10 protein-coding genes are annotated in these 16,638 nt (G+C 46.3%); 1 reads left to right on the top strand and 9 read right to left on the bottom strand.

The features are described 5' to 3' along the window. Positions 1–428: 428 nt before the first annotated feature. From ADN01_RS16870 to ADN01_RS16835, 9 genes are read right to left on the bottom strand one after another with little or no spacing between them, the layout of a single operon-like run. Positions 429–1,580: a cysteine desulfurase family protein gene (locus tag ADN01_RS16870; protein ID WP_075071310.1), complete on the bottom strand. Its 1,152-nt coding sequence runs from the start codon at positions 1,578–1,580 to the stop codon at positions 429–431. 6 nt (positions 1,581–1,586) lie between these two features. After that, complete coding sequence (gene brxL / locus ADN01_RS16865; protein ID WP_062417759.1) at positions 1,587–3,038, bottom strand: BREX system Lon protease-like protein BrxL; 1,452 nt, start codon at positions 3,036–3,038, stop codon at positions 1,587–1,589. Further along, on the bottom strand, positions 3,038–5,212 hold the full coding sequence (locus ADN01_RS19455; RefSeq protein ID WP_062417760.1) for a hypothetical protein: 2,175 nt from the start codon (positions 5,210–5,212) through the stop codon (positions 3,038–3,040). The genes brxL and ADN01_RS19455 overlap by 1 nt, the downstream gene beginning before the upstream one ends. Before the next feature lie 8 nt (positions 5,213–5,220). Next, positions 5,221–9,429 (bottom strand): hypothetical protein, encoded by a 4,209-nt coding sequence (locus ADN01_RS16860; RefSeq protein ID WP_160318459.1) that lies wholly within the window; start codon positions 9,427–9,429, stop codon positions 5,221–5,223. A 42-nt stretch (positions 9,430–9,471) separates the two neighbouring features. Beyond that, positions 9,472–9,939, bottom strand: coding sequence for a hypothetical protein (locus ADN01_RS16855; RefSeq protein WP_062417762.1), 468 nt, complete (start codon positions 9,937–9,939; stop codon positions 9,472–9,474). Next, entirely contained in the window at positions 9,923–10,801 is an 879-nt protein-coding gene (locus ADN01_RS16850) for a DUF4007 family protein (RefSeq protein WP_062417763.1), read from the bottom strand. The genes ADN01_RS16855 and ADN01_RS16850 overlap by 17 nt, the downstream gene beginning before the upstream one ends. A gap of 30 nt (positions 10,802–10,831) precedes the next feature. Then, the gene (locus ADN01_RS16845) at positions 10,832–11,638 is read right to left on the bottom strand and encodes a phosphoadenosine phosphosulfate reductase domain-containing protein (protein WP_062417764.1); all 807 of its coding nucleotides are present in this window, start codon (positions 11,636–11,638) and stop codon (positions 10,832–10,834) included. Then, positions 11,635–15,060: a phage tail tape measure protein gene (locus tag ADN01_RS16840; RefSeq protein ID WP_062417765.1), complete on the bottom strand. Its 3,426-nt coding sequence runs from the start codon at positions 15,058–15,060 to the stop codon at positions 11,635–11,637. The genes ADN01_RS16845 and ADN01_RS16840 overlap by 4 nt, the downstream gene beginning before the upstream one ends. Next, entirely contained in the window at positions 15,047–15,979 is a 933-nt protein-coding gene (locus tag ADN01_RS16835) for a DUF4007 family protein (protein ID WP_062417766.1), read from the bottom strand. Before ADN01_RS16835 ends, ADN01_RS16840 begins: the two co-directional genes overlap by 14 nt. Before the next feature lie 229 nt (positions 15,980–16,208). Between ADN01_RS16835 and ADN01_RS16830 the strand changes: the two genes are divergently transcribed. Continuing rightward, the coding region (locus ADN01_RS16830; RefSeq protein ID WP_201778650.1) for a transposase at positions 16,209–16,638 on the top strand (430 nt) is incomplete at its 3' end.

The following is a 16,638-nucleotide window of genomic DNA, read 5'->3' as shown; positions in this document are numbered from 1 at the left end:
AGCCCTTCTGATGGAGATCTCAGAAGAGTGGCAGATCGGTAAGCACTATTGCGTTGGCAAGTCATTCGATTGTTAAAGAACGATGGATATTTCTGACTCGAATTTACAGAAAAAAGGTTGCACTATCGTAAACCAGAGTGACAAGGACAATTAATAATTTCATTTTTTATAGAAATGGAGTACAGAACACTACTAAATGCGCTGGACAAGTTCACAAAATCTCGCATGCCATTCAGAAATTTCTGCCAAAGAACCAGAGTAGAGAATCAGAACGATCTTGATGTTTCTCGCAAGATTTTCCATATTATTGCACGTAAGAGTCGATATACTCAAATACCTTTCATAACCAGAGGAATATACATTTTTTCTAAAAACCAGAGACGATCGCGGATCCTTTAGATCATCATCAGATCTAGGTGCAGAGAAAATTACTTGACTTTCAAGTACGCCTGTTCAATATCACAGATTGCATCTTGAATTGCATTAGCGCTAGAAAACCGTCCACAACTAACCCTGACAGTGGAGAAAGCAGCTTCTCTTGTCAACCCCATTGCTTGCAAAACATGAGATGGACCAATTGCGCCAGAAGAACACGCTGATCCTGTACCAATCATTACTGATCTCAGGTTAAAAATAAGCGCATCAGCATCAATGCCCTGGAAAGTGATACTAGACGTATTGGTTAACCGATCATGAGATCGACCATTTATTACTATATCAGGAATTCGTTCAGACAAACCAGCTTCTAATTGATCGCGTAAAGATCGAATTCGCAAGGCCTCATCTGGTAACAATTCATTAGCTAATTGGCAAGCTTCTCCGAAACCAACAATTGCTGGTACATTCGTTGTACCTGACCGAATACCATTCTCCTGACCCCCACCATATAAAACTGGTTCTAAAGTCGATGATCGAACTTTGGTATCAACATATAAAGCTCCTACCCCTTTGGGACCATACAACTTATGTGCACTAATTGAGCACATATCTACACCAAGCTCTTGCACCAGAACGGGAATTTTGCCGACTGCTTGTGCAGCATCGCAATGAAAAACCGCTCCCGCATCATGAACGATCTTTGATAGCTCCTGGATGGGCTGTAATGTCCCGATCTCATTGTTAGCAACTTGAATAGATACCAAAAGAGTGTCTTCGTTTATTGCTTCTTTTGCAGCATCGAGAAGTACACGTCCGCCCTCATCTACAGGCAATATAACTACATCAAAACCTTCTTCTTCTAACTTCTTGCATGGGCCTAGAACCGCCTTGTGTTCAACCGCACACGTAACAATCCGTTTTCTCTGTGCGGATGCATGGGATCGAGCTAGTCCAAGTATGGCGAGGTTGTTACTTTCAGTAGCGCCAGCAGTAAATATTATTTCTTTTGATCTAGCGCCTACTAGAGTGGCTACTTTTTCACGTGCATCATCAACTGCCTTCGCGGCTGCTCGTCCTAATCGATGAAGTCCATTAGATGGATTCCCATAAATTTCCGTAAAGTACGGAATCATTTTTTCCACTACTTTAGGATCGCAAGGTGTGGTTGCGTTGTAATCTAAGTAAATCCCGTTATTATCCATCACAATTTACTCAGGCAAAATTTCATAAGCAATATCACTTTCATACTGCCTATATTCTGCATCCAATGTTTGAAGTTGTTCCCAAATCAACTGGCGCAGTTGTTTTGCAGGTCGGACACAATAATGATTGAAATCTGCATCACTTACATTTCCATCTGGAAACATAATTTTCAACAAACCGCTCGCTATTGAACGAACTGAATCTTCATTTCTCTTATAGACCTTGCTACCCTTCAATTGAATTCGACGGGCACAGCGTTGATCATGTTCTAGATCATTTCGCATGGCAACCAATGCATCTCCAAAGAAGTCGGATTTTAGTCCTATTCCGCGTGCAAAACATTCGCCGGATAGTTTCCTTAGTTTCCATCCCGGAATCAGTCCCCGAATACGGTCCAGGAAAGCTGTCTCTTGGAGAAAAGCGGGAAGTTCACGTACCAAAGGCTCAGCCAGAGGTTGCTGCTCACTATCAAGCAAGATGTTAGCTAACATTACTAAGCTACAATCACTTCCCATTTCATACAGACCTCCACGTGTCAGTTTTCCATTCGCCAGGTATCCCTTCAAACCACCTACAATTTCTTCAGGCCTTTCGAACTTTAAGGTCTGAACCTCGTCTAATACTACAACAGCGAATCTGGCCAAAAGGCCTGGCTGGCCTGTCATATTGTTTACAAACAATACTGCTGGAGAAACATTTCCCCCACTAACTAAACGTACTTGTGGGCTAACGTTCTCGTAAATGTAACTCTTACCAGTGCCTTTTGGCGCCAGTTCCATAAGATGCATATTCTTTTGGACAAGTGGCAGCAGCCGACACAGCATTAGCGTCTGTTCTTCTTCACCAAATGCAGCCGGGTTATAGCCCATCGAAATAAGCATAAGAGAGCGCCATTCCGAAAGAGTAAATTCTTTGCGAGCTTCTTTGTACATCTCCAGGTTTAGAGAAGCTTGCATGGGTTTAAACCCTTCTACGGCGACCCCTTCTTGCGTACTAACGAGTTGGACTACTCCCCACATTCCCTGTTTTAACAACTCTGGATAACGTTGTGCCAGAGTTTCCCCAACTACGGCATCACTAATCCCAAGTAAGGTCATTTTTCCAACCTGTTCTTGTCGTCGTCGCGTTAGTTCAACTTCGATTTGAACAGGTGTCAGAACCTTGATTACATCACCACTTATCAGGCGGTGCTTGATTAAATTTGTGTCTCCTGGACCTGGAATGTATTTACTTGCCCAATTCTGAACCTTTGCAGCATCCTCAGCGTTTAGTTCCCCTGCCCCTGGAGCTACGGAGTCCAATACCCATTCTCCAACGTACGCAGGTACGCCTCTTTTTTGAAGTTGGCTAGCAGGAAGGCGGCGTTTATCAATCGCAAGATCTCCAAACACCTGCTGAATTTTGAGATCCAATGCTTGTTGCTCAACAGACTTAGTAAGAGAACCCTGTTGATCCATTAATCCAAGTCCTCCAATATATTTTCACGCGGACGAGTATAAATATCTTCGCTTTGAACAGAAGTCTCTGCGGAATACTCGTACACCATCTTGTTAGGTAAGCGCAACCGTACAGTAGCGTGAACGGTTTCCAGTTCTCCAGCTGATGGCCAGGGGCTATAAGGTATTTCAGCCGGGATCTGTGTCCTGGCAGGAATTTTTTGGTCAGCACTTATGTTTATCGTTGTTCCGGTTCGCAAAGTAAGTGTAACGGTTTCCAAGAATAAATCAATATCACTTTTGTTCAATACCGTAACAGCAAAAGTGCCATCGCGACGTGCCCGACCATTTCCTGAAATTGTAATTGTCGCATCTGGCTGAACCTGGTCACGAGCCAGTACAATCCAGGGCAAAATTACTTCTTCTGGGAATATTCCTCCATGAGGGAACAATTCACTTCCTGATCGGTTGTTGTTGTCTTTGAAAGCACCCTCATCTAAGGGAATTGCCACATCCACTGACAACCCATAATTATCTGCCATCAAATATGCAACATCACCTTCAATGCGGTATGGTGTCGTTTCAAAAGAGTATGGGCTTTGCCCCCAAGCAGCTCGACCGTGGCTTTCCATACTCATTGGAACCGGTATTGTCTTGTGGGTTTCACTCAATAGGCGGCCATGGTCAGTTGTTATGATTATTTGCAGAATCACTCCATCAGGAATACTTTCTACAATCTCTTTGATCTTTGATGCTTCTGCAGCAAGCCGGCCTTCCACATCGTGAAGCAAGTTTTCGGAAGTATTCTTATGATGATAAGTATCATCAGGCTCCAGAACCCGCCAGAAGTATATTTTCCCTCTTTCCGCATCTCGCAATCGTAATGCCGGTGAATGTTTTTCGGGTAGGATCTTGCCAATCGGTTCAATGTTCTCCGTAAGACTTGGGGGTACCCCTTTTAGAAGCGCTTCTTTTGCAAAGCGAGTGACTGTTGGTATTGGGGCAAAAACGTACTCATGTGAAGCAATAGTCAACCGTTGGGTTTCAGTAAGAATATTTTGGAGCAGCAGGCGGCTGTCTGGGACATGCATACCATCTAAGATTATTAAGAGTGTTATGCTGTTATCAATACACTCTACCTGGTTGACCTTGTTAAAACTAATCCAGCGGTGTAAAGCTCCTAGATTTAAGCCTTTAGGATAGTTCTCCAGATACCATTTCTCGAATTCAAGAGCCGCCCGAGATGCCACTTCTTGACCTTCAGCAGATCCAGAGGAACGTTGCCATTCTCTATAGGGTAAGTACTCGCGTATATACCACGACACAATTCCGTTTGGATCCGAGGGCAGAGCAGATGGTTGTGCCGGCGGCAGAATGCTTCTTAGGGACGCAATTTGTTTCCCCTTCAGATATGGCACTAGTTGTTCAAGGCGCTGAACAGTGAGGTCGTTTTGGTTGCGAAGATAATACCCATACGCTTCTTCAGCAGCAATTCTTTTTAAGGAGAAGGGGATTTTCAAATGCGAGAGCTGCTCGAATTTGGCTCCTTTGCTCTGAATTATCTCTTCTCGCCAAACATTCCGAGCCTTTTCTTGATAGCGTTTCGGCACCTCTACTGGGAATTCCTGACGAATCGGAATAGAATCTCGATCCGTAAACCCTAACCAGGCATCAAGAGCTTGCTTAGCTGCTTCTTTGGTGCGAATGCCATAGAGTTCAGTTTCAAATGGCAATTCCTCCATTTGCCAGCGGACAATATGAGGTTCTAATAGTGGTTCGACGCAATCTAGAATTTCTGTCTCTTCCAGCCACAGCAACCACTCAGCAAGGTGTTGTAAAGAAGGTGGCTGATGCCATAAGGTGTGAGGAGCAGCAGCGTTCAACAGACTACCAACTTCCAGGGGCCGCTCGAGTGATTCTAGTTTGCTGCCGAGAAGTGAGATCAAGCCCGAGATCTGCGCAGCGCTGAGGGCTGGCAGCAAGCTCCTCAGCTCACGCATATAAGAAGGTGTTTCTTGAAAAGCAATATCACGTGCCGTATAGAAGGCTTCTGCCCATGAGCACAAACGGTCGCCACGGATGTGCAATAACTGCCCCTCGGTAGCTAATCGTAAGAAATCCACCTCTGTAGAAACCAGGATGTATCCATCAAGAACTGGAGCGGACCCATCTCGATCTAGTCGAATGGTATTCATTTTCTTCCTCAGTATGCCGAACTGGTTTCCTGTGCTTCGTAAAGAATGGACTGTAACCGTTTCACACATGCCTGTCGAAGGGCTGGGTCAGCGATCTGCCGGAATTCCACCTCAATGCGCGTGATCACGTCTTCTTCTTGCTTACGTTTCACATTCTGTTTTAACTGCTCCAGAAGATTCTGATCATTTGGAAGCAAATAGGGTTGTTCAACGTCCAATTCCCGAACCACCCTGTGGATTGGTTCACCTTGAGAATACAAAGTTTGAACCCTTTCCAGCCATTGGTGTGCTTCTTCGGATTTCTGCTGACCATATCTTTTAGCGCGCTGCTGAGCCTGGGATAATCTCTGCAATGGTTTTCCGATTAGCCAAGTCTGCGTCTTTGTCTGTAAAGCATCTAGAAATTGAACGGTTTCGGCTACCTCTTGCAGATTTCTCATTGGTCGCTGTTCAATATCTCTTAACTCAGTCAGGAAGGACTGAATTTGTTGTACCTGATCCTGAGCTGTTTCCAACTCGGCTTGGAAATGTGAGCCTTCAAACCGATCAAGGTTCCTAAGGTACGTAGTTTGCCATTCCTGAGCGACCTGTAGCGTGTCTATCTCGGAAACGCCTTCTTTTAGCCCTCTCGCGATTTTCTCCAATTGCTCAATTTCGTTGGTAATTTCTCTTCGACGTTGGTCGCGAAGATTCAGAGTGATTTGAGAGTAACCTTGGATTTCTTCCAGGCGTTTAATATTGGCATACAATGTCATGATAGGCATCCGCCTTGACATTGCTTGGATTTCGGCTTGTACTGGGGCTTCTTTTTCAACCCCTTCCCGTTCTTTTTCCAGCTCTTTTTCTCGACGAGCAATCTCGGATAATGCCTCTTGCACTCGTTCGGCCTGTTTTTCAAGCTTCGCTGTTGTGAGAAGCTTTTTCAGGTTTTCAAGATTCATCTGGTTTACACCGACTTCCTGCAGGCGATTCACTTTCACCAGGCGATTGCATTCCGCGTCAACTTTTCGCTGCAGTCCTTCCCGCCAGATTGTATCCAGCTCCACGATAGATTTTTGGTTCGGAGTAACCAATCCGGTACGTGGAAGATCACTAATCCGCTTAATTAGCTGGATAAAAGTCTGAATATCTCTGCCATTTTCCAATTCATTCTGTATCGCTTTGGCATTCTGATCGTAAACTCTTGCTGTTTCTAACCCAACAGCCAATCGCTCAACCGCATGCTGCGCAGCGGTGCAAATCTCTTCAGGTAATCCAGCGTCTTTGCAATGAACCTGAAGCTTCGCAGAGACATCCTCCGCTTGGGCTTGACCAAAAGTTTCTTTGTTCACCCGCTCGATCAGCTGGTTTACCTCGCGAACGAGTTCACCCGAATCACGCCTGGAAATCGTGACTTTTTGAGCACCGCATATTTCACCAATGAACGTTTGGCGGCCAGCAGCCTCGTTCAGAATCGACATTAATCCATCAATGCTTATTTGCCGAGACATGGTAGTGAACTGGAGATCGTGCTGATGATAACCAATCCAGGCGCTAAATAATAATGCTAGCGTGTTGTAATCATAACCATAAGGTGGATTTAGCAGCCGAATCAACGCATCTCGAACGTACAAATTCCGAATGCCTGGTTTAAAGGCTTCTTCCAAGACCGTCCATGCACGAGTTACATTCCCGTTATCTGTTTCACAAATTCGATTATCATCTGCCACGATCTTCCATTTGGTATAAAGGAATTTTTGAAGGATGTCTTGTGCGATTTTGTCTGACCGCAGCGATATTTGTCCAGCACCTAGGCTATTCCGCATTAAGAGCGTTGAAAGCAGCTTGGTCGCTTTCCATAGATTGTTGGCTCCACGAGCTGGGTTTTTATATTGGGTATAGAACTCAGGAGGGCTGAAGGTATAGGCCAGGCGATAGCATTCCTCCAACACTTGCTTGACGCTGGGTTCCCGGCTTAATCGGACAGCCGGGCGGTAAGCAGCTGGCAAAATATAGTTTATGGCCTTATGCGGCATGTTTGCAAAATTGTGCGGTTCACCCCGCAGCATCACCATATCCTGTCGAATGACGGCTTCTTGCTGACGCTTTTCATACTCGTATAGCTCCAGGCCAGTCTCTTTCCTTTCAGGTTCGCTCATCGCCTCCAACGCCTTTAGGGTTTGATAGGCTTTGAACAGGCGTGGATAGGTACGCGAAGTGGTCTTTACAATCACCGGCAGGGGATAATCCTCAGGGAAAGCTTGATTGATGACCTCTTCGGCATGCTGCTGAAACCAAGTTACATCCTCGGAAGTTTCAGGAACCAGCCACACAACCCCGCCGCGCGCCCCATCTTCTAAGGTTCCATATTTTGAAATATGAAAACGAGGGAAGAGTTCCTGTAAACGTTCAACGGTAAAGTATTGGCGAGTTAGCAGCACTTCTTTGGCTTCCCAATCTTCTTCATGACCCCATCTGACTGCGACCGGGACAGCCTTCACTTGCTCTTCGGATAATTTATCAAGCAATTCCCTGGTTAACCCTTTGCCTTCCAACTTCTTTTGCAGCTTCTTTTTTAAGGCATCTGGATCTGTGCTGAGCGACCAGAAGGCATAGGTTCGCTTGGACTCATCCATTCGAATACATTGTGAGCTGACCAAAGCTGTTAGGTGGATTTTCGTCTGCCCATGAGGAACACCGGCTGCTTCCTCTAAGAAACTTTCCTGGTTATCGCGGTTTAACCTGAGTTCGGCGACGTTTTGTAAAAGCAAGGCCTTCAGTAGTCTTTCTTGTTCAGGGGGGGCATTCTCTGGTAATTTGTTTAATGCGCTCTCATAGAGTCGAAATGGGTCTTTCCCCAAATACTCTTTAAAATAGTCTACCAGGAAAATTGGCAGCACCCAGTTGATCATGCCGTCGTTCAGAACGGGTTGATCCTGCCGTAAAGTAACTTGCTCACGAATGAAGCCTAACAGTGTGCGCGGATTACCAATTGTTTCTGCACCCGCAAAAGACAGATTACACAAAAGAGCCGTGGTAAGCGGATGAAGCGGAAATGCGCCATATGTCACCACTTCGTCAAATTTTTCAGGCCCCCACCGTAGGTCTTCCTCATATCTGCGCCGAAAAAGTTCCATCGCCACGTTTGAAGCTCTCGCCAGCGGCCCCCTTACCTGCCGATCTGAAGCAAATTCTCTCCATGCCTCAGCCGGCTGATTAAGGTATGCATCAATGACACTTTCCAATAAAGAGTAAAGGATCACTTTTCGCGGAATCCGCGTAAGCTCACGTTCCAAACTTTCACTTTGTTCGTGCGAGGAGGAATAATTCTTGGCCACTGTGATGGGGTCATGTTGTGAGAATGCCAGGAACACGGCTTTATTGCCCAGCTCCTCAATTCCCACAAGCAGTTCTTGAAGTTCTCCCGCTGAGCGGCGTTGGGCATAACGTTGAACAAATAAGCTAAACTCATCAAACAGAATGACAATACCAGCAAATGGTTTTCTTTCGCCGCAATAGTCGTTCGCAACCTGTTTCAACAATTTTTGCAGGCTGACTTCACCCCCTAGATCAGGAAGATAACCATTTAAGTGTTTAAAAAGCAGGCGAGTTCTATCATATCCCTGGTCTAGACGATTTCGCACATCACCTCGAAGTCCAGCCAAATCGGTTTCCATTGTTTCCAAGAACCGTTCAGCCTTTTCCTTTTGTTCTTCTGGTAAATTTTCCAACAGCTGTAACGCTTTTTCCGACCAGAAAGACAGGCGTTCATTTTTTGTAGCTTGATGCTCTTGCAGTGCGACTTGAATCTGGTTCATAAACTGCTCACGCAGTCCAATATTCTCATCACCCCGCAGTCGGACCACAAGAAATTCGCCCTGTTCTTGTCGAAACTCCCGTAACCGCTGCACCTTGGTTTGGTTATCAACGGCTTTCGAAACCTTCTCCAGAACCTTTTCCAGTTCCGGTGAACCGTAGGGTTTAGCGAAGTAATTCGCCAGAACTAATGCCAGGTGGCTTTTCCCGTGGCCGTAATTGGCAATGCAGACTATGCGGTTCTCTTGACGTGCGACGGTAAAAACTCCGCGCAGCGTCTCCAGCACATCCACAGCTGAGACCATCCCTCTCGGCGCGTTGTATGAAAAGATAAAACTTTGAAGTAAACCCAGATTTGTCTTGGGATGATCGTAATGGCTGAGCTGGACATCGCTTCTGAATTCAGCCTGCTGGTCGTGCATTACCAGATCACGTATGTATGCCATTTTCCGTTCCCCTTTTCTTCATTGATTTTTGATGGTTCCGATGAAACGATTATCGAAACGCCATTGGTTAAGCATTTCTTCTTGAGGCAGCAAATTTGAAGCGGTCTCGGGCAGGGTGATTAACACCCCTCTGCGACGATGCGGCAGCGCAGCGAAAAGATCCTGCCAGATCAGGCTTCGTTCTTCTGTGTTCAGACGAGCAAGCAGCAAGTCAAGGTTATAGATCAATGCTCCAGCCCAATCCCCATACTCTTGCGATACATCATTCACCAACCGAAAAATTGTATCCGCAGAAAGACTGGCGTACTTCGTGCCTGGTTCCAGCGATTGCAGAAGACGATTTCGTAAATCAACCGGTTCCAACCCTAAACGATAGGCCTCTTCTTCCTCTTTCCCCACATATTCAATGGGCAACAGCCAAATCCCGGTTGCAACGCGCAATTGTCCAGAGCTTAACAATTCTACCAACTCACGCGGAGGGTTCATGGCTGTACATCCTTTGAAAAATCATTTCCATGTCGCTATTGAGCAAGGCTACCTGATAAGGGGGCGCTACACGGAACAACTCAACAACGCCAGCATCGCGCATTTCTCCTAAGATCATGTCCAAACGCGAACGACTAATCATAAACAGGCTGGCCAAACCGCTCTCGCTCGTCAGGCTATTTAGATTGACGGTTACCTGGTTCGGAAAATTGGCCTGCCAATAATCAAGCACCGCGGCAGCGACTGCCCAGACAGGTGGGATATCTGTCTCCATTACACGGTAGTGGTTATCCCCAATTTCTTCCAGAATTCCAAGATTTCCAAGCCCATCCGATTTTACGTAGGTTTCCAAAAAAGCATTTGCAGTGCTCTTTGCCGATCCAGGGCTTAGCGGTTTCCCTTTTTCTTTGGAGTAAATTTCTGCGATATCTTGCTCAATTTCTGATTGGGTGAACTCATCACCGCTTCGGAAACGAGAACAAACTATCTGATTCCAAAACGTTGGTCCTGGGCCATGTGGGGCACTTAAATGATAGTGCATCAGCCATAAAGTGCTCAGCTGGTCCATACTCGTGTCGTGGATACGAACGTATCGGCCAAATGTAGTGAATTGTTTATTTTGATCTAAAATACCAATTCCCCAAGCCCATCTAGGAAAAGCCTCAACTTGAATTGTTCCAAGTTGGGAATTCCCCCTAATATCTTTTCGTCTTATTTTTGCCTTCTCCCCATCATCTTCACCATCATTTTCTATTAATTCAATAACCTGCTTAACCGCAGCCCTCTTAAGATAAAAAGTCCGATGGAATGTAAGGCCCAGTCTAGTTGCATCTATTCCCGCTAATTCGTCGTTTTCAGCCATATGAACTCATCCCCAAACTATTTGCCAACCTCAAAGATGGCAGATTAGGCAACCATCTTCATCATCAGAAGGTTCATCAAAAACCTGAGCTAAAGTCAAATTAGGCTTTGCACGCTTTTTCTGAATTTCTAACTGACGCTCGTGTTCTTTCTTGATCTCTTCAATACGTTCTGGTTCCATCAGTTCAGCTAAGCTCTCTCCTGAACCCCAGGTATATCTTTCTCCTGTGTCAGGATCTACTCGCTCATAATTCATAGCCTTATCGTATAACTCACGATGGTTTTCATATAACCCCACCCATTCAATTCTTTGTTGGAAAAAACAAAAGTAACAGCCCGACCTGGAGCGCCATTCATAATAACTTGGAAGTCCTAGCCCGCTATCCTCAAGTATCTGAACTACATCCGCTTTCCTAATTCCGGCCTCGATAAATGGGTATTTAGGAATAATATTCTGCTTTGATGAAATGTAGCCTTTGCGATTTTCGTCAGCACGAATTCCAATGTAGTTGTAACAGACCGAGTCACCGATATACTTTTCAAAGGGTTTAATCTTTAAGTATTGAGTACACCAACGAACCTGAGGCGAAGGAAGAAAACCTCGTCTTGCTTGGAGAAGTTCATCAAACCCACGTTCTTCATTTCTCAGGTAAGTAATTTTCTTACCCAAATAAACTTCAAGCTTTTTTAGATACTCATATGTCTCATCTAATTCCTTGTCGGTATCACAAAACACATATTCGATATCAGCAACTTTATCCTTCATAAAAACTGCTAAGGCAGCACTATCCTTACCACCAGAGAGTGATAATATGTGGCGAATTGATTGTTCACTCATTTGGTATCCTCACTTCCTTCCGTCAAAGAATTCTCAGAATCCATAAGCTCTCTGGCCAGGATTTGTAGGGCTGCTTGCAGTAATTTGCGATCGCTTCCGATTTCGGCAGTAAGTACTTGCCTAATGTTTTCGGCAATCGTCCGGCATCGTTTTTGTTGTTCGCTTGTCAGAGCCGAGGATGGGAGATAACTAATCCGCTCATTTTGGAGCATTTCACCTAATGCTTTCGCCTGCGTAGCAAAACGATCCACATCCGCATCGGTCCATGCCCGCAGGGGACGGTTTGCTATAAACGCCATGGCACTTTCTAAGGCAAGCTGATCATTTTGACCTTCAGCAGCACGTTTGAGCAATGGAATAAGTGCCGGTGTTGTAATTCGCTTACTGAGATCAGCGCTAATTGAGCGAAATTCTTTCCAGCCAGCTTCACTAGCTGGGAGATCACAGGCGGCAAGGAATGTATCGCGTGCCCAAACTTGCAATTTCGGTGTGGCATTCGAAAGTGCTTCCAAAGCAGCATTCAGTCGTTCAAAGAACAATTGAACAGTTCCATCATCAGGAAGGACTTCATCAAATGGCTGTAAATGCAGTGCATCCGGAAGTTCATGGAACAATAATCGCTCCGGCGAACGAGCTGTGTCAACCAGGTGCCGGACATCTAGTGCTTCTTGTGGAAGCCGGCGTGTTCTCCAGGCATGCTCAGGGAGTGCTTTCAAACGCCGCACCAGGGAGCGAACGACCGGCATTACCGCCGGTTCCGTATTCAGACCACGGCTTAGACGCCCAATAATTTTTAGGAACGGTCCTTCAACCCGGCAGCCGGCGACAGAGAATAGCTCCGGTCTGCGCAATAACACTTCCCAGTCAGCTACGCCCGGTTCGGGAAGCAAGCTTCCCTCGCGATAAAGTGTGGTTTCTGCGCCATGAGCGGATAAGAATGCACACAACAGCACCGGCAGAACACCAGGTGTAAGGCCAAATGGCGGTGCTTCTAATAAAGAAAACAGATTGCTGACCAACCGTGGTTCTACGGGAGGTGCAAAGATGAATGAAGCAATAGCATTCCAGGTTTCGCGCAAACGCAGAGGATCAGCTTCCGGCAGTTCAACCAGTCGCCATCCATCCTCATCATGTGCATGAAGACCGCTATTTTTCAGCAAGCTCTCATACATACTCCGTTCAGGAGGATAACCCTCGATTCCCAGGGTTTCCTGTTGACCGTTGGTAAGCATTGCTTCAATCAGGTTACGGCGGGCTGCCGCAGCTTGCGAAGAAAGCGTTCTCCGATTAATCAGCTCATTCCAAAGCCGTGGAGAATGGGAATATACATCATCGCATAGGGTCGATAAAAGATGTGAAAGCCCATAACGCTCAATAGTGGGTATACGCTTTCCTTCCCAATACCATAAGCAGCCCTGCGCATCAGCCAGACGGTGCAGCTTAAGACTGGCATCCAATTCTTTGCTGATCAACGCCTCAACGCCGGAGATTCTTGCACGCAGCTCACGTCGTGCTACGGGGTCATTTGTCAATTCAGGGGTGTTTTCAGCAACCCAGTTCAATGCGCGCAGCTCTAATGCCAGATCAGCCAAGCGAATTGAGTGTTCAGCGATTCCGACCACCACATTTCGCTGCGCACTTACTTGTGGGCTGGCAGCCCATTGTTGAAACTCCACAACTTCGGCTTGATTAGAGGGCAGCGCAAGGATTACAATGCCTGCTGCGCCGGTTTTTGGTTGCAGCGAAGCAGTTCGAAACGTAGCAAAATCCACGTATCGGACTTCAAAATAGCGCAGTGTACCGGTCTTATAACTGTGCCGGCGGGCAACCAAGGGTCTTGGTGAAAGGTAACGCTGAATTGTTTCCGCATAGCTGAAATTACCACTCAGTTGATGGTGAGCGGCATCCAACCGTTCCTCAATATCCACGTCACTGCCCTGCCAGATGTTATATGTGCCGTTGTACTTACGGAAGACTAGCAGAGAGCGCTCTTTGAGCCGTTTCAAAGTTCGCTGGATTTCGGCCTCTGTACGTCCTTCCCCACGAAGCGCGCTGATTACAATGGGTTCCGTCGCTTGAATAGCCCCACTCTCGGCAAGCCAATTGATCAAACCAATCGTTTTAAGAATATCGGTTTCAAGCGGCTCCAAGTTTGGCGAACTACTCAACCGTTCCAGCGTTTCAGTCAATTGTCGTGCGCGTCCCGAAGCATATAAGCGGGCTTGAAAATTCGCAGCCAGGTAGTCAAACAGGTGCGGCAGGCGCAAGAAATCTGGAACATCATGCTTTGCTAGGAAATCCTGAAAACCAAACGGTTCCGAGGAGGCCAGATAGGCAAACAACGAACGTTCATTCTGAGCCAGTCGCTTAAATACATAAGGTAAAGCAATTAATGCAGAAGGGTGAAATGGATAAGCAGCCAGGCATAATTCATGGAATTGCTCTTTGCTCATCAACGGTGGTTGCCAACCACTCCACCAGGTTTCTTCAGCTGTTTCCTCTAAAATCGAGGATAAGGCTGCGTAGCGATCCATTTGCATTGCTTCCAGCGCTCGAACAATAAGCCGCATCTGCAAAGCAGGCGGTTCTTGAAAAGCAATATCCTCAAAGCGACCCTGAACCTTCGCCCATTCACGCTGCGCAGCGCTATTTAATAATGATGCATAACGCTCGAATGCCTGATGCAGGATGCCGATCAACACAATCGGGAAATCGCCACTACGGTTCGCGCGCTCGGCTAACTCCTGGAACAGGAATACATCCGTTTTGTCCGGGTTCGCTGCAGCAAATTCCAACAGCTTTCCCATTTCATCCAAAATAAACAGGACCCCTTGGAAGGGTAGGCAGGCTACTGAAAATGCAGCTTTTAACGAATTGAGCCAGCTAACAATTTCGCGGCTGCCCGTTTCGGAATTCCAGTTACCCAGTTCATCAAGCAGCTTGTGAAATCCTGCCACATCCTTGTAAGGATGAAGAGCATTTTGCAGACTATTTCGTAAGCATTCCGGAAGAGAGCTTCGGGAGCCAGCAACTGGAACAGCAAAAAGACCTAATCCAGAGTCGAGATCAAGCCGATGGATAACCTGATCCATAAGAATAGGGTCAATTGCCCGAAGAAGGTCAACGGCTCGAGCATGTCCAGGTTGCGACCCACAGAACAAATTCATCAAGATCAATGAAAAGTACGATTTTCCGGTACCGTACGGGCCCGTGAGCGTCCATGCACGAGTAGGGGAAGCAGCGTACAACCGATCCAAAATCCGGTGTAATCCTGACCGGCTTTGCGCCGTCATCAAATACTCTTCAATAATCAGCTCGTTTTGCAGATCCTGAACCACATGGATTGATCGGATGCTACTCTGACGAACGTGGACAAATTCAGATAAAGAAAAACGGACAGGAGGCATATCAGTCACGACCATAGTAATCATCCAAAAGCCTATAAGCTCGGTTTTCCATGCTTACAGCGAGATCGTCTGTAAGATAAATCTGACGCAGCCCAGCAGTTTCATTGATTCGTAGGGCACCCGAAGTCTGGTATTCTAATTGCTCCAGGTAATCCACAAAACTGTTTTCATCCAGCTTAAATGCCTGCCCGGGACTGCCGTTTTGGTATAAAACCTCTTCGATTGCTATTGTTCGCCGGGTTTGAAGTCTCTTCAAAAGGAAAATAAAAAGAGCATATCCAAACACAGCTGTGGGTAACGAAGGTTTTGAACCGATATTGAAACGATACAGATTCTCCTCAGGTATCGCCTGTATCAAATCCAGCTCTGCAAGCGGGCAGTCCATACTTTCTTCGTTGGCCTGACCTCTTACACCACCGGCAGGAACATACGTGCGCAAAACGCAGTCAATTTCCCGTTCGATTGTTCCCTCGGTAGTGCGAATGCTCAGTTGCTCAATTTGCTTACTGATCAAAACAATTAGTTGCTTTTTTGAAAACTCGGCATCGAAGTATGCGGAGAAAATAACGGGCCAAACAAAAGCGCGTACCGGGTTTGAAATTAGCTGCCAATGAATCAACCAAAGGGACCCCATATCTTCTAAATAGGGATCCCAACCGTTTTCCAGTAATAATCTTTCACCCAGCATGGAAGCTGCTAAAGGTTTCGCCAGGCCAGTGCCTTCGGTCTCCTGAACAATACCGGTCGCCAAACACCAGTGGCGAATGGAACGAACCATGTTTTTACCAACACCGAGGGTAACCAGCGCTTCATCTCGGGTGAAGATCAAACGGTCGACACGAACCGCATCAATTCCTTTTTTTAGCCACCCGTTTCGAAAAACAAACTTTTCATGACCACCAAAGGTAGGTCGAATCTCATCTTCCCGAATCAAAATTGCTTCTCCTTAGACTGTTTATTGTTCTTTCACCGGAGCGACTTGCCTAAGTTTCATTGATATTCCCCCGAATCAAAGTTTGATCGTCAAGATTCAAGAACAGAAAAATGACGAACACGAAATATGAGGTTGGTGTAACATATTTTCTGTAAAATGCTGAACCTTAACAAAAGCGGTGAGTCAGAAGTATCCTTAAGGTCACCACAACCGAAGAAGGAGACTAAAAATGACTCACCAAAATGATTATACCTTGGCAGAAGAGATCGTGGAAAAGGGACTGGATGCCATCCCGGAACTGATGCGAGTGCTAATCAACAACGCCATGCAGGTAGAAAGGGCGAAATACTTGCAAGCCAGGGAGTATGAACGCACAGAAAACCGCAAAGGACATGCGAATGGCTTCAAGCCCAAAACAGTGAAAACCCGCATGGGAGAGATCACCTTTGCCGTGCCGCAAGTCAGGGAAGGGGGTTTTTACCCCAGCGCACTGGAAAAAGGGCTGCGCAGTGAAAGAGCCCTCACGATCACACTGGCGGAAATGTACGTTCAGGGAGTATCCACGCGGAAGGTGAAAGCCATCACAGAGCAGCTATGTGGGGTTGAGATTTCGGCCATGCAAGTCAGCCGGGCAGCAGCTCAACTGGATGCAGTATTAC

The sequence above is a fragment of the Levilinea saccharolytica genome (assembly GCF_001306035.1).
GTDB lineage: Bacteria > Chloroflexota > Anaerolineae > Anaerolineales > Anaerolineaceae > Levilinea > Levilinea saccharolytica.
Note: the sequence above shows the minus strand (reverse complement) of the source record. Positions and strands in the feature narration are given on the sequence as shown.